This window comes from Caulobacter sp. GW821-FHT10F06 (assembly GCF_058809215.1).
Genome location: NZ_JBXASK010000003.1, coordinates 47240 through 66263, shown reverse-complemented (window position 1 = coordinate 66263; position 19024 = coordinate 47240). Strand labels below are relative to the sequence as shown.

At 67.6% G+C, this 19024-nt stretch carries 25 protein-coding genes; 12 read left to right on the top strand and 13 right to left on the bottom strand.

Going from position 1 to position 19024, the window contains the following annotated elements; translation table 11 throughout:
- Positions 1-43: 43 nt before the first annotated feature.
- The 3 genes from AC1RUS_RS06645 to rsmA are packed head-to-tail and all read left to right on the top strand — an operon-like array spanning position 44 to position 3208.
- The gene (locus AC1RUS_RS06645) at positions 44-1348 is read left to right on the top strand and encodes a peptidylprolyl isomerase (protein ID WP_492914294.1); all 1305 of its coding nucleotides are present in this window, start codon (positions 44-46) and stop codon (positions 1346-1348) included.
- Positions 1345-2346 carry a 4-hydroxythreonine-4-phosphate dehydrogenase PdxA gene (pdxA, locus tag AC1RUS_RS06640; RefSeq protein ID WP_492914292.1) on the top strand — a complete coding sequence of 334 codons (1002 nt, stop codon included), beginning with the start codon at positions 1345-1347 and terminating at the stop codon, positions 2344-2346. The genes AC1RUS_RS06645 and pdxA overlap by 4 nt, the downstream gene beginning before the upstream one ends.
- Before the next feature lie 37 nt (positions 2347-2383).
- Positions 2384-3208 carry a 16S rRNA (adenine(1518)-N(6)/adenine(1519)-N(6))-dimethyltransferase RsmA gene (gene rsmA, locus AC1RUS_RS06635; RefSeq protein ID WP_492914290.1) on the top strand — a complete coding sequence of 275 codons (825 nt, stop codon included), beginning with the start codon at positions 2384-2386 and terminating at the stop codon, positions 3206-3208.
- 1 nt (position 3209) lies between these two features.
- Here the strand turns inward: rsmA and AC1RUS_RS06630 are convergent, their stop codons facing one another.
- The 5 genes from AC1RUS_RS06630 to AC1RUS_RS06610 all read right to left on the bottom strand — a co-directional run bounded on the left by AC1RUS_RS06630 (position 3210) and on the right by AC1RUS_RS06610 (position 4179).
- A complete protein-coding gene (locus tag AC1RUS_RS06630) occupies positions 3210-3407 on the bottom strand; it encodes a hypothetical protein (protein ID WP_492914288.1) in 198 nt (65 codons plus the stop codon).
- Positions 3408-3411: 4 nt separating this feature from the next.
- The gene (locus AC1RUS_RS06625; protein WP_492914286.1) at positions 3412-3591 is read right to left on the bottom strand and encodes a hypothetical protein; all 180 of its coding nucleotides are present in this window, start codon (positions 3589-3591) and stop codon (positions 3412-3414) included.
- A complete protein-coding gene (locus AC1RUS_RS06620; RefSeq protein WP_492914284.1) occupies positions 3588-3845 on the bottom strand; it encodes a hypothetical protein in 258 nt (85 codons plus the stop codon). Before AC1RUS_RS06620 ends, AC1RUS_RS06625 begins: the two co-directional genes overlap by 4 nt.
- Positions 3815-3940 (bottom strand): hypothetical protein, encoded by a 126-nt coding sequence (locus tag AC1RUS_RS06615; RefSeq protein WP_492914281.1) that lies wholly within the window; start codon positions 3938-3940, stop codon positions 3815-3817. Before AC1RUS_RS06615 ends, AC1RUS_RS06620 begins: the two co-directional genes overlap by 31 nt.
- Positions 3941-4053: 113 nt before the next feature.
- Positions 4054-4179, bottom strand: a complete 126-nt coding sequence (locus AC1RUS_RS06610) for a hypothetical protein (protein ID WP_492914279.1) — start codon at positions 4177-4179, stop codon at positions 4054-4056.
- Between the two features lie 427 nt (positions 4180-4606).
- Here AC1RUS_RS06610 and AC1RUS_RS06605 point away from each other — a divergent pair, with 427 nt between their 5' ends.
- Positions 4607-4807 (top strand): hypothetical protein, encoded by a 201-nt coding sequence (locus AC1RUS_RS06605; protein WP_492914277.1) that lies wholly within the window; start codon positions 4607-4609, stop codon positions 4805-4807.
- Positions 4808-4879: 72 nt separating this feature from the next.
- The gene (locus AC1RUS_RS06600; RefSeq protein ID WP_492914275.1) at positions 4880-5137 is read left to right on the top strand and encodes a GlsB/YeaQ/YmgE family stress response membrane protein; all 258 of its coding nucleotides are present in this window, start codon (positions 4880-4882) and stop codon (positions 5135-5137) included.
- A 37-nt stretch (positions 5138-5174) separates the two neighbouring features.
- On the opposite strand, the gene gmk is transcribed toward AC1RUS_RS06600, so the two are convergent.
- The 7 genes from gmk to fabD all read right to left on the bottom strand — a co-directional run bounded on the left by gmk (position 5175) and on the right by fabD (position 11445).
- Positions 5175-5819: a guanylate kinase gene (gene gmk / locus AC1RUS_RS06595; RefSeq protein ID WP_492914273.1), complete on the bottom strand. Its 645-nt coding sequence runs from the start codon at positions 5817-5819 to the stop codon at positions 5175-5177.
- Positions 5812-6693, bottom strand: a complete 882-nt coding sequence (locus AC1RUS_RS06590; protein ID WP_492914271.1) for a YicC/YloC family endoribonuclease — start codon at positions 6691-6693, stop codon at positions 5812-5814. The genes gmk and AC1RUS_RS06590 overlap by 8 nt, the downstream gene beginning before the upstream one ends.
- 1 nt (position 6694) lies before the next feature.
- A complete protein-coding gene (gene mltG, locus AC1RUS_RS06585) occupies positions 6695-7792 on the bottom strand; it encodes an endolytic transglycosylase MltG (RefSeq protein ID WP_492914269.1) in 1098 nt (365 codons plus the stop codon).
- On the bottom strand, positions 7789-9069 hold the full coding sequence (gene fabF / locus AC1RUS_RS06580) for a beta-ketoacyl-ACP synthase II (protein WP_492914267.1): 1281 nt from the start codon (positions 9067-9069) through the stop codon (positions 7789-7791). Before fabF ends, mltG begins: the two co-directional genes overlap by 4 nt.
- A 172-nt stretch (positions 9070-9241) precedes the next feature.
- The gene (locus tag AC1RUS_RS06575; protein ID WP_007672577.1) at positions 9242-9481 is read right to left on the bottom strand and encodes an acyl carrier protein; all 240 of its coding nucleotides are present in this window, start codon (positions 9479-9481) and stop codon (positions 9242-9244) included.
- A gap of 140 nt (positions 9482-9621) precedes the next feature.
- On the bottom strand, positions 9622-10362 hold the full coding sequence (fabG, locus tag AC1RUS_RS06570; RefSeq protein ID WP_492914265.1) for a 3-oxoacyl-[acyl-carrier-protein] reductase: 741 nt from the start codon (positions 10360-10362) through the stop codon (positions 9622-9624).
- A 138-nt stretch (positions 10363-10500) separates the two neighbouring features.
- Positions 10501-11445, bottom strand: a complete 945-nt coding sequence (gene fabD, locus AC1RUS_RS06565) for an ACP S-malonyltransferase (RefSeq protein WP_492914263.1) — start codon at positions 11443-11445, stop codon at positions 10501-10503.
- Positions 11446-11624: 179 nt separating this feature from the next.
- Here fabD and AC1RUS_RS06560 point away from each other — a divergent pair, with 179 nt between their 5' ends.
- The 3 genes from AC1RUS_RS06560 to AC1RUS_RS06550 all read left to right on the top strand — a co-directional run bounded on the left by AC1RUS_RS06560 (position 11625) and on the right by AC1RUS_RS06550 (position 14208).
- Positions 11625-12167: a peroxiredoxin gene (locus AC1RUS_RS06560; protein ID WP_492914261.1), complete on the top strand. Its 543-nt coding sequence runs from the start codon at positions 11625-11627 to the stop codon at positions 12165-12167.
- 70 nt (positions 12168-12237) lie between these two features.
- Positions 12238-13341: a helix-turn-helix domain-containing protein gene (locus AC1RUS_RS06555; RefSeq protein WP_492914259.1), complete on the top strand. Its 1104-nt coding sequence runs from the start codon at positions 12238-12240 to the stop codon at positions 13339-13341.
- Positions 13342-13410: 69 nt separating this feature from the next.
- Positions 13411-14208 carry a sterol desaturase family protein gene (locus AC1RUS_RS06550; RefSeq protein ID WP_492914258.1) on the top strand — a complete coding sequence of 266 codons (798 nt, stop codon included), beginning with the start codon at positions 13411-13413 and terminating at the stop codon, positions 14206-14208.
- Here the strand turns inward: AC1RUS_RS06550 and AC1RUS_RS06545 are convergent.
- Entirely contained in the window at positions 14183-14824 is a 642-nt protein-coding gene (locus AC1RUS_RS06545) for a hypothetical protein (protein WP_492914256.1), read from the bottom strand. The genes AC1RUS_RS06550 and AC1RUS_RS06545 overlap by 26 nt on opposite strands.
- A 278-nt stretch (positions 14825-15102) precedes the next feature.
- On the opposite strand from AC1RUS_RS06545, the gene rpsF reads away from it, so the two are divergent.
- The 4 genes from rpsF to AC1RUS_RS06525 all read left to right on the top strand — a co-directional run bounded on the left by rpsF (position 15103) and on the right by AC1RUS_RS06525 (position 19014).
- Positions 15103-15489, top strand: coding sequence for a 30S ribosomal protein S6 (gene rpsF, locus AC1RUS_RS06540; protein WP_492914254.1), 387 nt, complete (start codon positions 15103-15105; stop codon positions 15487-15489).
- Positions 15490-15504: 15 nt separating this feature from the next.
- The gene (gene rpsR / locus AC1RUS_RS06535) at positions 15505-15780 is read left to right on the top strand and encodes a 30S ribosomal protein S18 (RefSeq protein WP_029914647.1); all 276 of its coding nucleotides are present in this window, start codon (positions 15505-15507) and stop codon (positions 15778-15780) included.
- A gap of 13 nt (positions 15781-15793) precedes the next feature.
- On the top strand, positions 15794-16378 hold the full coding sequence (gene rplI / locus AC1RUS_RS06530; protein WP_492914251.1) for a 50S ribosomal protein L9: 585 nt from the start codon (positions 15794-15796) through the stop codon (positions 16376-16378).
- 194 nt (positions 16379-16572) lie between these two features.
- Positions 16573-19014 (top strand): TonB-dependent receptor plug domain-containing protein, encoded by a 2442-nt coding sequence (locus tag AC1RUS_RS06525; protein WP_492914249.1) that lies wholly within the window; start codon positions 16573-16575, stop codon positions 19012-19014.
- The last annotated feature ends 10 nt before the right edge of the window (positions 19015-19024 follow it).

Here is a 19024-nt window from a genome sequence, read left to right as displayed (position 1 = left end):
GCGGCCTGCGCGTAGCGTGACGACTTTTGCGGCGGTTCGAGCCGTGTCCCTCATCGCCCTGGCCGCCGCGAGCTTCTGCTCGACGGCCAGCGCCCAGGATGCTGCGCCGCCCGCCGCTGCGGCTCCTGCCGCCCCGCGCCCCAACACCCTGTCGGAAAGCGTCGCGGCGGTCGTCAACGACGACATCATCTCCAGCTATGACCTGATGCAGCGCATGCGCCTGCTGATGATCAGCTCGGGCCTGCAGCCGACCGAAGAGAACCTGCCGCAGCTGCAGCAGGAAGCCCTTCGCTCGCTGATCGACGAACATGTCCAGATGCAGGAGCTCAAGCGGGTCGAGAAGGCCCAGAAGATCACGATCATCTCGACCGAGAAGGAAATCGACGAGCAGATCGAGGACATCGCCAAGGGCAACAACGCGGGCATGACCGGCGCCCAGCTGATCGCTCAGCTGACCTCGCAAGGCGTCGGCGCAGAGACCTTCCGCGCCCAGATCCGCGCCGACAGCAGCTGGCAGAACTGGATCAGCGGTCGCTACGGCTCGCGCCTGCGGGTCGGCGAAGACCAGATCAAGGCCTTCCAGCGGCGCCTGGCCGAGTCGGCCAGCAAGCCGCAATACCAGGTCAGCGAAGTGTTCCTGGACGCCAGCCGCGTCGGCGGCATGGAAACGGCGATGAACGGCGCCACGCAGCTGGTCACCCAGATGCAGCAGGGCGCGCCCTTCCCGGCCGTCGCCCGTCAGTTCTCGGCGGCGCCGACGGCGGCCAACGGCGGCGACGCCGGCTGGATCAGCCCCGGCGAAATGCCGGCCGAGGTCGACGCCGCGCTGGAACAGCTGCGCCCCGGCCAGCTGTCGCGCCCGATCCCGGTCAAGGACGGCGTCTACATCATCTACCTGCGCGACAAGCGCGCGGGTGCGAAGTCGGCCCTGGTCGACCTCAAGCAGATCGCCTACCCGCTGGCCGCCGACGCCAGCCAGGCCCAGGTCGACGCCGCCGCCAAGGTGCTGGTCGACCTGAAGCCCAAGATCACCAGCTGCGAGACCCTGGAAGCCACGGCCGGCAAGGTCGACGGCCTGGTCGCCGGCGATCTGGGCGAAGCCGAGATCACCGACCTGGCCCCCGCCTTCCAGGCGGCGGCGGGCGCGCTGCAGGTGGGTCAGGTCTCTGACCCGATCCGCACCGACGCCGGCCTTCACCTGATCGCGGTCTGCGGCAAGCGCCAGTCGGGCGGCAACGCGCCGACCCACGACCAGATCGAGAACCGCTTGCGCGGTCAGCAACTGGCCCTGATCTCGAAGCGTTACCTGCGCGACCTGCGCAACTCGGCGACCATAGAGACCCGGTGAAAATCAGCCCCCTGGCCCTGAGCGCCGGCGATCCCGCCGGCACGGGGGCCGAGATCATCGCCAAGGCCTGGACGGCCCTCCGCTGGGAAGGGCCGGCCTTCATGGTCGTGGGCGACGCCCGCTCGCTGGCCTCGGCCGGCTCGGGCGTGAAGGTCAAGACGGTAACCGGACCGGCCGAGGCGCTGGACGTCTTTCCGGTCGCCCTGCCCGTTCTGGACGTGCCGTTGCTGTCGCCGGTGATCTCCGGCCAGCCGTCCAGCGCCCACGCCGCCCAGATCATCCGCTGCATCGAAACCGGCGCGGGCCTGGCCCTGTCCGGCGCGGTGTCTGGCCTGGTCACCGCCCCGATCGCCAAGGCCCCGCTCTACGACGCGGGCTTCAAGTTTCCCGGCCACACCGAGTTCCTGGCCGAACTGACCGCCGGCGCGCCCCATGACGGCGTGCGCGGTCCGATCATGATGCTGACAGCCGGCGGCCTGCGCGCCACCCTGGTGACGATCCACAAGGCCATCAAGGACGTCCCGGCCGCCCTGTCGGTGGAAGCCATCGTCACGGCCGGCATGGTCACCAGCCAGGCCCTCAAGCGCGACTTCGGCATCGTCCGGCCCCGCCTGGCCCTGGCCGCCCTCAACCCGCACGCCGGCGAAAGCGGCGCGCTGGGCCGCGAGGAGATCGAGATCGTCGAGCCGGCCGCCCGCGTCCTGCGCGACCTGGGCGTCGAGGTGCTGGGACCGGCTCCGGCCGACACCCTGTTCCACGCCGAGGCTCGCGCCCGCTATGACGGCGTGGTCTGCATGTATCACGACCAGGCCCTGATCCCGGTGAAGATGCTCGACTTCTGGGGCGGGGTGAACGTCACCCTGGGCCTGCCGATCGTGCGGACGTCCCCCGACCACGGCACCGGCTTCGACATCGCTGGACGCGGCCTCGCTCGACCCGATAGCCTGATCGCCGCGATCCGGCTGGCGGCGCAGATCGCCGCGCGCCGCGCGGCCTAAACTTTCGTCCAACGACGACCTTTTCGAGATCAAGACCATGAGCCTGGCCGACCTGCCGCCGTTGCGTGACGCCCTGGAGCGCCACGACCTGCTGGCTCGCAAGAGCTTCGGCCAGCACTTCCTGCTCGACCTGAACATCACCCGCAAGATCGCCCGCCTGGCGGGGATCGGTCCGGACGACGTGGTGGTCGAGGTCGGTCCCGGCCCCGGCGGTCTGACCCGCGCCCTGCTGGAGACCGACGCCCGCGTCGTCGCCATCGAGATGGACAGCCGCTTCCTGCCGATCCTGGCCGAGTTGACCGAGGCCTCCGACCAGCGGCTTGAGGTTGTTCAGGGCGACGCCCTCAAGGTCGACGCCTCGAAGGCCGTCGGCGGCGTCCCGGCCCATGTCGTCGCCAACCTGCCCTACAATGTCGGCACCCAGCTGCTGATCAACTGGCTGACGGGGCCGTTCAAGCCGTTGTCGATGACCCTGATGTTCCAGAAGGAAGTCGCCGAGCGCATCGTCGCTCAGGTCGAGGACGACGCCTATGGCCGCCTGGCCGTGATCGCCCAGACCCTGTGCGAGGCCAAGATCGTCATGGACCTGCCGGCCCGCGCCTTCACCCCGCCGCCCAAGGTGGCTTCTGCCGTCGTGCGGCTGGTCCCGCGCGCCCATCCGCCGTCTCCCGAGGTGATCGCCGCCCTCGAGCGCGTCACCGCCGCGGCGTTCGGCCAGCGTCGCAAGATGCTGCGCTCCAGCCTCAAGGCGGTCGGCGGCGGGGCGCTGTGCGAGAAGGCCGGGATCAACCCCGACATCCGGGCCGAGAACGTGCCGATCGAAGGCTTCCTGGCCTTGGCCAAGGCGACGCTGAACGCCTGACCTATTCGGCCGGCGACGGAGAGTCGTGGGTGGCCAGGGCAGCGGTCCCCTCCGGCGTGATCTGCCAGCCTGACCGGTCGCGCGAGGCGTAGCCCAGCTCGGTCAGGGCGCGGGCGTCGGCGATGTTGATCCAGTCGACGTGACCGCCGGCCTGCTTCAGGTGAAGATTGCGCAGCGCGGTGAGCTGTCCTGGCGTCATCGTTCTATTGTCCTCCGGAGAGCGGGTTGGGGGGCGAGACGCGGCGGTTGGCGATCTGGCCCAGCTGTTGCTGGAGCCGCGTGACCTCGCCGGTGAGATTGGTGACATCGTCCTGGAGCTGGGCGTTGCGGCGCTTGAGATAGGCGTTCTCGCGTTCCAGGCGCTGAAGATCGTCGTCGCTCATCCTTGGTCTCCTGCCGCGTGACGCCGCGTGGCGCGATCGCGGCGGATGACCGCCTTCAGCAGCACCGCCCGCCGGACCGAAATCCCCGGCGCGCGCAGCTCCAGGCGCGCGCCGTCGATGACCCGCCCCAGATGCCGCCCGCCCAGGCCCCAGGCCTCGGCCCGCACCTGCGCCGGGGTGACCCACAGCGAGTCCACGGCGGAACGCAGTCGCGCCAGCAGGCTCATGGCGCGGCCAAGGCGGCGATCTCGCACAGCGCCACCCAGCCGTCGGCCTCGCGGGTCAGGCGCGTCACGGTCACGTCCTCGATGTCGCAGCCGGGATGGCAGAGCGTGTAGGTGTCGCCCACCGTCAGCGGCCGCGCCTGGCGGCCGCTGATCGTCAGGCTGAGCGCCTTGCTAGCCCAGCCGAAGGCGATCTCGTAGTCGTGCTGGCCGAACGGCCCGTCGGGCGCGGAAGGTGTCAGGTCTTGGTCCCCCGCAGGGCGTCCGGATCGATCGGCCGGGGCCGCGAGGGCTGGCCGCCGGTCGACCGGGGATCGTTGAGGCCCTTGGGACCCGAGGGACGCGTGCCGGAATAGGTTTTCATGGCTGTGGCTTTCGGCGGGATCGCCAGGCGTCCCGCGGGAACAGGAGGGACCGACTAGCGCTTGTGGCCCAACGTGGACGCCAGGACGGGTGGAGCGGCCGCGATCACCTTGGGCTTGATCGCCTTGGGTTTGCGAACCTCGCGATTGCCTTTGGACATGGGTCTCTCCTTGCAACGCCACGTCCACGACGCCAGCCGCGCGATCGCGACGACGGAACAGGTCCGTCGGCGGAGGTCGATCGTCGATCAGCTTCGATGGTGAACGCTAGCGGGTCGCGGCGCTCCGGAAGGAGCGTCGTAGAGGCGTGCCGGCCAGGGCCGGACCGTCGTGGCGCGTCCTAGCGCCAGAAGGCCACCCTATCACATCGGCGATCCGGGCGCCGACAAATCGTGGACGCGCCGGCTGCTCGCCAAAGGCGCAGACCCCATGGCCGATCGTCGCACGCGGCGCTTTGGTCTTGGCCGCGCCGGAGTCGCCCGGCATGAAGGTCATGGGTGGCGTGGAGTGGCCGAAATGAGCATGTCGTTTCTGATCGGGGCCGTGATCGGCTCGGGGGTTTTCATCATGCTGGGCCGCGGCCCGGCAGAGAAGGCCATCGCCTTCGTGCAAGAACGCATCAAGCGCTAGGGAACGAACTGGGCCGTTGAAGCCTTGTGAGGACAGGGTCGCGAAGGGCGACCGCTCACGGAGGTCTCCACGATGTCCATTCTCGCCTGGCTACTTCTCGGCCTGATCGCCGGCTTCATCGCCAGCAAGATCGTCAACCGCTCGGGCAGCGGCCTGCTGCTCGACATCGTGCTCGGCATCGTCGGCGCGTTCGTCGGCGGCTGGCTGTTCAACCAATTCGGCAGCGCCGGCGTTTCCGGCTTCAATATCTACAGCCTGATCGTCGCCACGATCGGCGCGGTCGCCGTGCTGGTGGTCTACCACCTGCTGTTCAATCGCCGCGCGCTCTGACGCGTGATGCTGGCGGCGAGCTCGAAAGGGCTCGCCGCTAGATTTCTTCCTTCAGAAGGTCCTGCACCAGGTCGCCGATCCAAGGGTTGCGCGCCCTTTTCTGGCGTTCGGCGTGGTAGATGTGGGCTAGGTCGGCATAGGCCTTGTCGAAGTCATCATTGAGGATGACGTAGTCGAATTGCTCCCACGCGGCGACCTCGTCCTTGGCCCGCGACAGGCGACGGTGGATCACCTCTTCGCTGTCCTGGCTGCGGGCGTGCAGGCGACGGCTCATCTCGGCCAGCGACGGCGGCAGGATGTAGACCAGGACGCTATCTTCCTTGGCCTGGGCGTGGACCTTCATCGCGCCCTGGAAATCGATGTCGAACAGCACGCTCTCGCCGCGCTCCAGCGAGTCCATGATGGGCTTGCGCGGGCTGCCATAGTGGTTGCCATAGACCTCGGCCCACTCGAAGAACGCCTCTTCCTCGATCATGCCCTGGAAATCGCCGCGGCTGACAAAGTGGTAGTCGCGGCCGTGATGCTCGCCTGGACGCGGGTCGCGCGTGGTGGCGCTGATCGACAGGTGCAGGTCGCCATGGTCGGCGACCAGGCGGCGGGTCAGCGAGGTCTTGCCCACGCCCGACGGCGCGACGACCATCAGCAAGAGGCCGCGGGTCTTATGATGCGGGGTCTTATTCAACGTTCTGAACCTGTTCGCGGAACTGCTCGATCGTGGCCTTCAGTTCGAGGCCGATCGTGGTCAGGCTGGTCAGGGCCGACTTCGAGCAAAGGGTGTTGGCTTCGCGCATGAACTCCTGGGACAGGAAATCCAGACGACGGCCGGCGGCGGCGTCGCTGGTCAGCAGGGCGCGGGCGGCGGTGACGTGGCTGGCCAGTCGGTCGAGCTCTTCGCGGACATCGGCCTTCACGGCCTGGGCGGCGGCTTCCTGGACGATGCGGTCCTCGGGCACCGCCTCGCCCAACAGTTCGGCCAGACGGCGGGCGAAACGCTCCTTCAGCACGGCCGGCTGACCGGCGGCTTCAACGCCGGCCTGGGTGTTCAGGCTGTCGATCAGATCCACATGGCCGTTCAGCACCGGATCGAGCGCCGCGCCCTCCTCCAGCCTGGCGACCTTCAGCGCGTCCAGGGCCTGGCCGATCGAGACGGCCATGGCGGCCTCGACCGCGGCGCGGGTGTCGGCGTCGTCTTCCTCTTCACGGGCCTCGATGACGCCGCGCAGGGCCAGCAGGCCATCCAAGGTGGGCTTGGCGACCATGCCGGTGGCGACATACGGCCCGCCCGCCTTCAGATAGCGCTCCAACGTCTCGACGACGACCTGGGTCTGGGCCGTGGCCTCGGCGCGCTTGGCCTGGATGTTGACGGTCAGCTGGCCGCGCTGGAACCGGGACTGGGCGCCGTCGCGGGCCGCGCGGTCCAGGCTCTCGAAGCCGGGCGGGCCGCGAAAGCGGGTCTCGAGATTGCGGCCGTTGACGCTGCGAGCCTCGACCGCCCAGGACCAGGGCCCTTGAGCGCCCTCGACCCGGGCAAAGCCCGTCATGCCCGACAGCGCCACCTCAGCCCCCGCTCAGCGCGGTCTTGGCGGGCGGCGCGGGGACGACCAGGACCTTGCCGGCCCGCGAACGCTCGATCTGCCGCCACTTGGCGACATTGGCGTTGTGTTGCTCCAGCGTGTTGGCGAACACGTGGCCACCCGTGCCGTCGGCGACGAAATAGAGGTCGCCGGTCTTGGGCGGATCCAGCACGGCGGCGATGGCGGCGCGACCGGGATTGGCGATCGGCGTGGGCGGCAGACCGTCAATGAAATAGGTGTTGTACGGCGTCTGGCGCTGCAGCTCCGACAGCAGGATGCCGCGCCCCAGCGGGCGACCACGGGTCAAGCCGTAGATGATGGTCGGGTCGCTGCCCAGGCGCATGCCGGTGCGCAGGCGATTGACGAACACGGCGGCCACGCGCGGACGCTCTGAGGCCAGACCGGTTTCCTTTTCGACGATCGAGGCCAGCGTGACGGCCTCTTCCTTGGTCGAGAACGGCAGGCCCGGCTGGCGCTTGGGCCACAGGGTGTCGAGCAGCTCGTCGCGATCGTCCATCATGCGTTGCAGGACGGCGGCGCGGTCTTCGCCGCGTTGCACTTCGTAGGTCTCGGGCAGGATCGCGCCCTCGGGCGGGGTGGCGGCGCTGCCGACCAGCACGTCCGACTTGGCCAGGATGTCCATGACCATGTCCGAGGTCAGGCCTTCGGGCACGGTGATCCAGTGGCGAACGATGCGGCCGTGACGGACGGCGTCCAGCACCTGGGCCATCGAGGCGCGTGACTTGAATTCGTATTCGCCGGCCTTCAAGCCGCGCGCCGCGCCGGTGACCTTGGCGGCGGTCATGAACAGCGACGACGAGCGGATCGCCCCGCCCCGCTCCAGGCTGGAGGCGATCTCCGGGAGGCTGGCGCCCTTGCGCAGCACCACGGTGGTCACCTCGCCGCCCTTCGCCGCCGGTCCGGGCCCTTGGTAGAGCCACAGGGCGCCGAAGATCAGCACCATGCCGATCACCGCCAGGGTGACCACGCCGGACAGGAACGTCGCGATCAGCCGGCGACCGATCGAGGCCGACTCGCGCTTGCGGGCGGCGCGCTTGGGAGGGGCGGCTTTGCGGCTCACGAGACTTTACGGAACACGACGGAGGCGTTGGTGCCGCCGAAGCCGAAGCTGTTGGACACGGCCACGTCGATCTTGTGCGGCACGGCCTTGTTCGGCGCCAGGTTCATCGCGACGTCCACGTTGGGATTGTCGAGATTGATGGTCGGCGGGGCAATCTGGTCGCGGATGGCCAGGATCGAGAAGATCGCCTCGATCGCGCCGGCCGCGCCCAGAAGGTGGCCGGTCATCGACTTGGTCGAAGACATCACCACGTTCTTGGCGTGATCGCCCAGGAAGCGCTCGACGGCCCCGGCCTCGATGCCGTCGGCCATGGTCGAGGTGCCGTGAGCGTTGACGTAGTTGATGTCCGACGGAGCGATGCCCGCGTCCTTCACGGCCGCCGACAGAGCCCGGAAGCCGCCGTCGCCGTCTTCCGACGGGGCGGTGATGTGATAGGCGTCGCCCGACAGACCGTAACCGATGACCTCGGCATAGATCTTCGCGCCGCGCGCCTTGGCGTGCTCGTACTCTTCCAGGACGACGACGCCGGCGCCCTCGCCCATCACGAAGCCGTCGCGGTCCTTGTCGTAGGGACGCGAGGCCTTTTCAGGCGTATCGTTCCAGTCGGTCGAGACGGCGCGGCAGGCGATGAAGCCGGCCATGCCGACCTTGCAGACGGCCGCTTCGGCGCCGCCGGCGATCATCACGTCGGCGTCGCCGTACTTGATCAGGCGGGTCGCGTCGCCGATGGCGTGGGCGCCCGTGGCGCAGGCCGTGACGACCGCGTGGTTGGGACCCTTGAAGCCGTAGCGGATCGAGACCTGCCCTGAGATCAGGTTGATCAGGGCCGAGGAGATGAAGAACGGGCTGACGCGGCGCGGGCCCTTGGCTTCCAGCTCCAGAGCGGTGTCGGCGATCGTCGACAGGCCGCCGATGCCCGAACCCAGGATCACGCCGGTGCGATACTTGTCTTCTTCCGTCTCGGGAACCCAGCCGGAGTCCTTCACGGCTTCATCAGCGGCGGCGATGCCGTACAGGATGAAGTCGTCCACGCGCTTCTGGTCGCGCGGGCTCATGGTCAGGTCGGGGTTGAACGAGCCCTCGATGTCGGGGCCGCCGCCGCCGCGTCCGTCGACGCGCGGAACCTCGCAGGCCACCTGGCAGGCATATTCGGTGGGATCGAAGGCCGAGATCCGATTCGCGCCGGACTTGCCGGCCAGGATGTTCTTCCAGGACACATCAACGCCCTGGCCCAGAGGGGTCAGCAGGCCCAGCCCGGTGACGACAACTCTACGCATGGATCACTCCCAAACCTTCGTATCGCGGGGAATATAGGGATGCGGACGAAAATCCGTACACGCCGCCCGGACCGCGAATCTTGGCCACATACGAAAACCGCCGCGCGCACGATGGCAAGAGCCCGTGCTGCGCGGCGGTGATAGACGTGTTCGCAACTAGCGAACCGGGCCGTTAGGCGCCGGTCTTTTCCGTGATGAACTTCACGGCGTCGCCAACCGTCTGGATGTGCTCGGCGGCGTCGTCCGGAATTTCGATGTCGAACTCTTCTTCGAACGCCATCACCAGCTCGACGTTGTCGAGGCTGTCGGCGCCCAGGTCGTCGATGAAGGAAGCCTTCTCGGTGACCTTCTCGGGATCGGCATCCAGGTGCTCGATGACGATCTTACGCACGCGCTCGAGAATGTCGGACATTCTGTTAGTCCCTCAGTTTGAATTCTGTTGTCCGCAAACGGTTTGGCCTTGGCCTCTCCATTCACGGGAATTGTCGGCCACCGCCTATCACGTTCCTTTTCAGGTGACCAGCGGGTCCCCTGCCAAGAAAACGTAAGCCGCTAGATCATGGCCATGCCGCCGTTCACGTGCAAGGTCTGACCCGTGACATAGGCGCCCTGGTCGCTGGCGAGATAAACGCACGCGGCGGCGATATCGCTCCCTTCGCCCAGGCGACCGGCCGGAATACTCGACAGGATGCCGGCCTTCTGGGCCTCGTTCAGGGCGTCGGTCATCGGGCTGGCGATGAAGCCCGGCGCCACGCAGTTGACGGTGACGTTGCGGCTGGCCAGTTCCTGAGCCAAGGCCTTGGAAAAGCCGATCATTCCGGCCTTCGAGGCGGCATAGTTGGTCTGCCCCGGATTGCCCGTGACGCCCACCACCGAGGTGATGCCGATGATGCGGCCCGAGCGGCGCTTCATCATGCCCTTGGCGGCCGCGCGGGCCAGGCGGAAATAGCCTTCCAGATTGACCTTGATGACCGTTTCCCAGTCCTCGTCCTTCATCCGCACGATCAGGCCGTCGCGGGTGATGCCGGCGTTGGCGATCACGATGTCCAGCGGCGCGCCGGCGGCCTCCTCGGCCTTGGCGACCAGGCCGTCGACGGCTTCGGCGTCCGACAGATTCGCGGCGACGGTCGAGACGCGCTCGCCCAATTCCGCCTTCAGCTCGGCCAGGGCCGATTCGCGGGTGCCCGAGAGCACGACATGGGCGCCTTGCGCGTGCAGGGCCTTGGCGATGGCCCCGCCGATGCCGCCGGTGGCGCCGGTGACGAGGGCGGTCTTGCCGGTGAGATCGAACATGATGGTTTTCCGTTCGGAGTGTGTCTTTGAGCGGAAACCTCGTCCTTCGACAGGCTCAGGATGAGGTCTTCCGAATGAACGCCGTGAAAGTAGCCCTCATCCTGAGCTTGTCGAAGGACGAGGGCGACCGCGCGGCGCCTAGAGCGATTTAGCGAAGGCTTCGAGGTCGGCCGGGGTGTTCAGCGGCGTGGCCTCGGCGTCGGGGGCGATGCGCTTGGCCATGCCCGACAGCACCTTGCCGGCGCCGGCCTCGGCGAAGCGCGTGACGCCGCCCTCGCCGGCCAGCCAGATCATGCTCTCGCGCCAACGGACGCGGCCGGTGACCTGTTCCACCAGCAGGCCGCGAATGACGTCGGGATCATGCACCGGGCCGGCGGTGATGTTGGCCACTAGCGGGGCGCGCGGCGAGACGATCGTCGTGCCGGCCAGGGCCTGGGCCATCTCGTCGGCGGCCGGCTGCATCAGCGGGCAATGGAAGGGCGCCGAGACGTTCAGCGGGATGGCGCGCGCGCCCAGTTCCTTGGCCTTCTCGATGGCCTTGTCGACCGCGGCCTTCTCGCCCGAGATCACCACGTTGCCGTTGTTGTTGTCGTTGGCCACGACGCAGACGCCGACTTCCGAACCGGCGGCGGCGGCGGCTTCGGCCAGGGCTAGGTCGGTCTTGGGACCGATCAGCGAGGCCATAGCGCCCTCGCCCACCGGCACGGCGCGCTGCATGGCCTGGCCGCGCAGCTTCAAGAGCTTGGCGGTGTCGGCCAGGGTGATGGCGCCGCCGGCGGCCAGGGCCGAGTATTCGCCCAGGCTGTGACCGGCCACGAAGGCGGCGCGGTCGATGCCGACGCCGAATTCCTTTTCAAGGACCCGCGTCACGGCCAGGCTGACGGCCATCAGGGCCGGCTGGGCGTTCTCGGTGAGGGTCAGGTCGCTCTCGGGACCTTCCTTCATCAGCGAAAACAGCTTCTGGCCCAGGGCGTCGTCGACCTCCTGGAAAACCTCGCGGGCGGCGGCGAACGCCTCGGCGAGATCGGCGCCCATGCCGACCGACTGGCTGCCCTGACCGGGGAAAATGAAGGCGATGCTCATGGAAGCCCGCTCCGTTTCTAGAGATTCAAACGTCGTTCTTGGGGGCGGAGGGTTAGGGGAAAGCCCCCTGCCCGGCAAGTCCGGCGGTGTTTGGCGACCATCGCTTGCTTTCTGTCACGGGGCGTCCAAATTGCCCGCCGGCCCGTAGCTCGGGCGTCGATCATCGCTTGGAGTTCTTCATGAAACGCCTGACCGCCGGCCTCGCGGCCATCGCCGTGCTCGCCGCCTCGCCCGCCTCGCCCGCCTTCGCGGCCCTGAAGCAGGGCGACAAGGCCCCCGACTTCACCGCCCCCGGCGCGCTGGCCGGCAAGGACTTCAGCTTCACCCTCAGTAAGGCCCTGAAGAAGGGCCCGGTGGTGCTGTACTTCTTCCCCGCCGCCTACACCTCGGGCTGCACCGCCGAGGCGCATGAGTTCGCCGAAGCCACGCCCGAGTTCGAGAAGCTGGGCGCCACCGTCATCGGCGTGACGGGCGGCAATGTCGACCGCATCAAGGACTTCTCCAAGGAACACTGCCGCGACAAGTTCGCGGTGGCCGCCGCCAACCCGGCCCTGATCAAGTCCTATGATGTCAGCCTGCCGCTGAAGGACACCTGGTCCAACCGGACGTCGTATGTCATCGCGCCGAACGGCAGCATCCTGATGGCCTATACCGACGGAAACTTCGCCGGCCACGTCACCAAGACGATGGACGCCGTGAAGGCCTACAAGACCAAGAAATAAGGGCGAGCCCTTTTCGGTTTCGACCAGTCTCGCGGCTTGAACGTCGCGAGACTGACGGGGAGGATCGGACATGACCGATCCGATGCTTCTTGAAGCCATGGTCCGGGGCGTCGCCATCGGCGGGTTCGCCGCTACGGCCGCCGCCATGGCCGCCAGCCGCAAGCTGGCGCCGCTGCGCTGGATCGGCGCGCTGCTGTTCATCTCCGCCATCGGCCATGTGATCGACAGCGCCAGCGGTCCACGTCATCCCAACGTCCTGCCTTGGGCTCTTTCGGTGACCGCGCCGGGCGTATTCTGGCTGTTCGCCATGACGCTGCTCAAGGACGAGCCCGCGATCTCACCTTGGCGGTTCGCCCCGCCGGTCGCGGCTTTCAGCCTCTGGGTTCTTGGCGCGACCTTGCCTCAACCCTTCTGTTTCTGGGTTTGGCGGCTGTACGCTGCATTCTCGGCGGGCTTGGTGATCCATGTGCTAGCAGTGGCCTGGCAGGGTTGGCGGTGCGATCTGGTCGATCAACGCCGCCACCTGCGCGCGCCGCTGTCGGCGGCGGCGGCCGGCTACATGCTGATCCAGGCATTTTGTGATTTCGGCTTGCCTGGCCTACCGCGACTTCCCTCCTGGGTGCAGGCGTTGGTCCTGGCGGCGCTGGGCCTCGGCGCGGTCGTGGCGCTGCTCCGCGTCGAGCCCGAGTTGGTTCAGCCTCCTGTGGCGTCCGGCAAGCCCATACAGGCTCCGTCCGCGACCTCGCTCATCCTGGGGCCCGCCGACCGCCTGATCCTGGCCCGCCTGGAACGCGCCATGACCGAGAACGAGGTCTGGCGCGACGAGACCCTGTCGATCGGAACCCTCGCCGCCCTGGTCGGCGCGCCCGAGCATCGCCTGCGCCGGCTGATCAACGGCGTGCTGGGCCACCGCAACTTCGCCGACTACGTCAACAGCCGCCGGATCGAGGCCGCCAAGACCGCCCTCGCCGATCCCGAACGGGCCCTGACCTCGGTGTCGACAATCGCCTACGACCTGGGCTTCGCCTCGCTGGGACCGTTCAACCGCGCCTTCCGGGCCGAGACCGGCGCGACCCCGACCGCCTGGCGCCAGCAGGCCTGCGCCGGCGCCCCGCCCCGGCTGCGACTGGTCGAAACCGGCGAAACGGCGTCGAATTCGAACAAGTCGGCCTGATATCCGGTTTCGGCGCGCCCGCCGCGTCGCCGCTTGCTGGGATCCCCTCGTTCATATCGAGGAGCTCCCATGGACGCCGTCAAACCATTCCTGATCCATTGGCTGGCCGCCACCCAGGTCGACGTCAGCCGCTATGTCGTGTTTTCCATCGGCGTCTGGCTGACACTGTGGGTGGTCCTCGCCGCGCCGCTCGCCGGGCGCAAGATCCGGGACCAGCGACCGCCGGCCCGCCAGCTGCTGATCGAGTTCGCGGTCTCCATCCGGTCGATCACGATCTTCTCGACGGTGGGACTGCTGACCTTCGGCCTGTTCCACGCCGGCTGGATGCCTGGTCCCCATATCGCGCGAAGTTGGGGACCCGCGTGGTTCTGGACCAGTCTGGCGCTGATGATCCTCGCCCACGACGCCTGGTTCTACTGGACCCACCGGTTGATCCACGACCGGCGGCTGTTTCGCGCCTTCCATCGGCGGCATCACCGCTCGAACAACCCCTCGCCCTTCACCGCCTACAGCTTCGACCTGGGCGAGGCGGCGATCAACGCGCTGTTCGTGCCGCTGTGGATGATCCTGGTCCCGACCCAGTGGCCGGTGACGGGCCTGTTCATGCTGCACCAGATCATCCGCAACACGATCGGCCACGCCGGCTACGAGCTGTTCCCCGCCCGCCGCGACGGCCGGCCGCTGATCCCCTGGCTGACGACCGTGACGCATCACGACCTGCACCACGCCCAGGCCGGCTGGAACTACGGTCTCTATTTCACTTGGTGGGATCGGTGGATGGGCACCGAGAACCCGGTCTATCTGGCGCGGTTCGCCGAGGCCGCAGCCTCCAAGCGCCAGCCTACCAGTTCGCCTTCACGAGCTTGACCATGAACCGGCCGTCCTGGATGCGCTCGTCGGCGGCGCGCAGGCTGACGGTGAACTCGGCGGGGATGTCGAACGGCCGCGTGAAGCTGACGTCGACGCCCTCGTCGCCCATCGTGCCGCCACCGACCGCGATCGAGCCGATGGGACGGCCTTCCAGGGTCAGGCTGGAGCGCACATTGGCCCGCGCCACCGGGATCTGGCCGGGGACGACGATCGACTGGCTGGCGTTCATGTCCATCGACACGCTGACATAGTTGGCGCGCGGTACGAGGCCGAAACCGAAGGCCTTGGACATCGACGAGCGCAGCCGGGCCTCGCGGTCGTTCCACGACGCGCCCAGCGCCAGCGACCGCTTGCCGGTGCGGGCCTCGTCGGGCTTCTGGACCAGGTTGAGGTCAAGATCGTAGGTCGGGCTCTCGATCGTGCCGGCGACCCTGGCGGTCAGCTTGGCGCTTTCGGTGTCGGTGGACAGGTCCAGCGGCAAGGCGGCCGAATAGCCGGTGAAGCGGCCGTCATTGGCCGACACCGACAGGGCCGGCTTCTGGATCGCCTGGGCGGCGGCCGGACCGCCAAGCCCGAGAACCGCCACGGCGCATAGGACAGCGCTGGACTTCATCAAGGTCGCTTCCTAGCACAACCGGCCCGTGCGACAAGTTCGGGCGAGACGCGTTCGACGACGTTTTCGCGGACGCCCGCCGGATAGGCGCGAACGCCGCCCGGCAATGCATTCTTGCCTCTGGCGTCCTTCTCCTGTAATAGCGCGCGCTCTCACGGATGGCGGTCTTGCACGCAGCCCTCACGGGTCGGGATTTCCCGCTCGGCTTGCAGGATCCATCGTGGTCGTCGGACTTCCGCCGCCGACCACGCCGCTATCCAAACCGGAAGAAGGAAAACATGGCGTTCTACGAACACGTGGTCATCGCGCGGCAGGATATCTCGCCGCAACAGGCCGAAGCTCTGAATGAGCAAATCAAGACCCTGATCGAAGAAGGCGGCGGTCACATCGCCAAGATCGAATACTGGGGCCTTCGCAACCTCACCTATCGCATCAAGAAGAACCGCAAGGGCCACTACTCCCTGCTCGCCATCGACGCTCCGGCGCCGGCGGTGAAGGAAGTCGAGCGCCAGCTGCTGATCAATGAAGACGTTCTGCGCTTCATGACGATCCGCGTCGAAGAGCTGGACCTGGAACTGTCGCCGGTTCTGGCCCGTCGTGACCGCGAACGCAGCGAGCGCCCCGAGCGTTCGGACCGTCCGCGCGACGACTTCGCGGCCGCGTAAGGGAGAATAGAGATCATGACCGATACGACTGCTCCCGAAGCCGGCGCTCCCGCCGCTGGCGGCGGCGCCCGCCGCCCGTTCTTCCGTCGCCGCAAGGTGTGCCCGTTCTCGGGCGCCAACGCGCCGAAGATCGACTACAAGGACGTCAAGCTCCTGCAGCGCTACGTTTCCGAGCGCGGCAAGATCGTGCCGTCGCGCATCACCGCGGTGTCGGCCAAGAAGCAACGCGAACTGGCCAAGGCCATCAAGCGCGCCCGCTTCCTGGCTCTGCTCCCCTACGTCGTGAAGTAAGGGAGACCCCACGATGAAAGTTATCCTGCTCGAACGCGTGGACGGCACCGGCGTCCTCGGCGACGTGGTCACCGTGAAGGACGGCTTCGCCCGTAACTTCCTGCTGCCGCGCCACAAGGCTCTTCGCGCCAACGCGACGAACCTGAAGTCCTTCGAAGTGCAACGCGCCGAGATCGAAGCCCGCAACGTCAAGAACCGCGAGTCGGCTGGCGCTGTCGGCGAGACCCTCGACGGCACGCAGTACGTGATGATCCGTCAGGCCGGCGAAACCGGCCAACTGTACGGTTCGGTCAACGGCCGCGACATCGCCGACGCCATCAAGGCCGAAGGCGGCAAGGTCGATCGCTCGATGATCGCCCTGGACAAGCCGATCAAGACGCTCGGCGTTCACGAAGTGAAGGTGAAGCTGCACGCTGAAGTGACCGTCACGGTCACCCTCAACATCGCGCGCAGCGCCGACGAAGCCGAGCGCCAAGCGCGCGGCGAAAACGTCATCGCCTCGCAATACGAAGAAGATCGCGCCGCTGACGCCGAAGCCGCCCAAGACATGGCCGAAGGCGGCGCCGGTTCGTTCGAAGGCGACCACTACGAAGCCTAATCCTCCGGGATCTGAGGTTTTATCGAGAAACGGCGCGGAGCAATCCGCGCCGTTTTTTTCTGCATTGCAGCCTAGAAATGCTCAGCTTGTGGGCAGGGCTACCTATTCCTATTTCCGCAATAGGGGTGACTTAACGCCCCTGCTCCGGGGCATAAGAGCGTTCATCGCCCCCGGATAATCCGAGGGGATTACACATGCGCTACAGAGACTTGCTGCTGGCCGCCGCTTCGGTGACCGCCCTTTCCGGCGTGGCCCACGCCCAGACCGCCGCTTCCAACGAAGAGAACGTCGCCGTTGACGAAGTGGTCGTCACCGGCACCCGCGTCGTCGGCCGCTCGCGCCTCGACACCCTGGCCCCGGTCGATGTCGTCACCGCAAAGACGTTGCAGCAGCGCGGGAGCACCGAGCTGGCCACCGCCTTGGCCGCCACCGTGCCATCGATCACCTTCCCGCGCCCGTCCAACACCGACGGCACCGACTCGGTGCGTCCGGCCGTTCTCCGCGGCCAAGGTCCCGACCAGACCCTGGTGCTGGTCAACGGCACGCGCCGCCACGCCACGGCCCTGGTCAATCTGAACGGCTCGGTCGGACGCGGCTCGGCCGCCGTCGACCTGAACGCCATTCCGTCGGTCGCCCTGGACCGCATCGAAGTGCTGCGCGACGGCGCGGCCGCCCAGTACGGCTCGGACGCCATCGCCGGAGTCGTCAACCTGCGCCTCCGCGAAGCCGACCACGGCGGCGGCGCGACCGTCACGCTCGGCCAGTACCGCACCAGCTTCAAGGGCCTGCAGACCGGCGCCAAGCGCGACATCCACGACGGCACGACCCGCACCGTGGCCGGCTGGCAAGGCCTGAAGCTCGGCTCGGACGGCTTCCTGACCCTGTCGGCCGAATATCGCGACCGCGACTTCACCAACCGCAGCGACATCGACACTCGCGTGACCCCGCAGCGCGTCACCTCGCGCTTTGGTGACCCGGAAACCAATGACATCAGCTTCTACGCCAACGCCGGTAAGCCGATCGGCGAGAACTGGGAAGCCTATGGCTGGTACGGCTATCAGCAGCGCGACGCCGAGGCCTCGGCCACCTATCGCCTGCCCACCGACGCCAGCCAGAACATCACCAGCGTCTATCCCAACGGCTACCTGCCGCTGATCACCACCAACACCGAGGACGTCACCGCCGCCGGCGGCCTGCGCGGCGACTGGAACGGCTTCAAGATCGACGCCAACCTCGTCTACGGCAAGAACGACATCGATTTCGGCGTCAAGAACACCCTCAACCCGTCCTATGGCCCGACTTCGCCGACCAACTTCAAGGCCGGCGGCCTGACCTATGACCAGCTGGTGTTCGGCCTGGACGTCAGCAAGGAGGTCGAGGTCGGCCTGGCCGGCCCGCTGAACGTCGCCTTCGGCCTGGAAGCCCGCAAGGAGACCTTCCAGATCAACGCCGGCGAGGTGGCCTCCTATGCGCGCGGCACGGTCTCGCCCAGCCTGGCCTTCGGCTCGCGCGGCTTCACCGGCTTCACACCCAGCAACGTTGTCGATGTCGATCGTGACGCCGTCGGCGTCTATCTCGACCTTGAAGGCAAGCTGACCGAGAAGCTGACCGGCTCGGCCGCCATCCGCTATGAGGACTATTCGGACTTCGGGACCAATACGAGCTGGAAGCTGTCGGGCCGCTACGATTTCACCCCGGCCTTCGCCATCCGCGGCGCCGCCTCGACCGGCTTCCGCGCCCCGAGCCTGCAGCAGCAGTACTTCACCTCGACCTCGATCCTCTACATCAACCAGACGGTCGGCGGCGTGACCACGGCCGTGCCGTTCGAGACCGGCACCTATCCGTCGGTCAGCCAAGTCGGCAAGGCCCTGGGCGGCAAGCCGCTGGAGCCCGAGAAGTCCAAGAACTTCTCGCTGGGCGCGGTCTATCACAAGGGTCCGTTCGAACTGACGGTCGACGCCTATCGCATCGACGTCGACAACCGCATCGTCCTGTCGGAAACCCTGACCGGCAGCGCCACGGCGGCGGCGGGCACCAACGCCCGAGTGATCTTCGATCTGCTGTCGCAATACGGCGCCTCGGCCGGCCGCTTCTTCACCAACGGCGTCGACACCGAGACGACGGGCCTGGACGTGGTGGCTCGCTATCGCATCGTCGACGAGCAGGCCGGCACCTTCGACCTGACGGCCGCGGGCAACATCAACAAGCTGGACGTCACCCGCACGCCGTCGACCACGGTGCTGCCGACTCCGACCTCGCTGTTCGCCCGCCAGGCCACCCTGCGCTTCGAGGAAGGCACGCCCGAACGCAAGCTGACCCTGCAGGGCGACTGGAGCAAGAACCAGTGGGGCGCGACCCTGCGCACGACGCTCTATGACAACGTCCTGTCGCCCGGCTCGGCCGCCGACGGCAGCGGCGACTGGCATACGGGCGCGCAAGGCATCGTCGACCTGGAGGCCCGCTATCGCTTCAACGCCGGCGTGACGGTGTCGCTGGGCGCCGACAACCTGTTCGACCAGTACCCCGACCAGGTGCCGCCGAACCTCAACACGAGCGGCGGTAATCCGTGGTCCAGCTTCTCGCCCTTCGGCTTCAACGGCCGGTTCGTCTACGGCCGGGTCGCCTATAGCTGGTAAGCGGCCACAA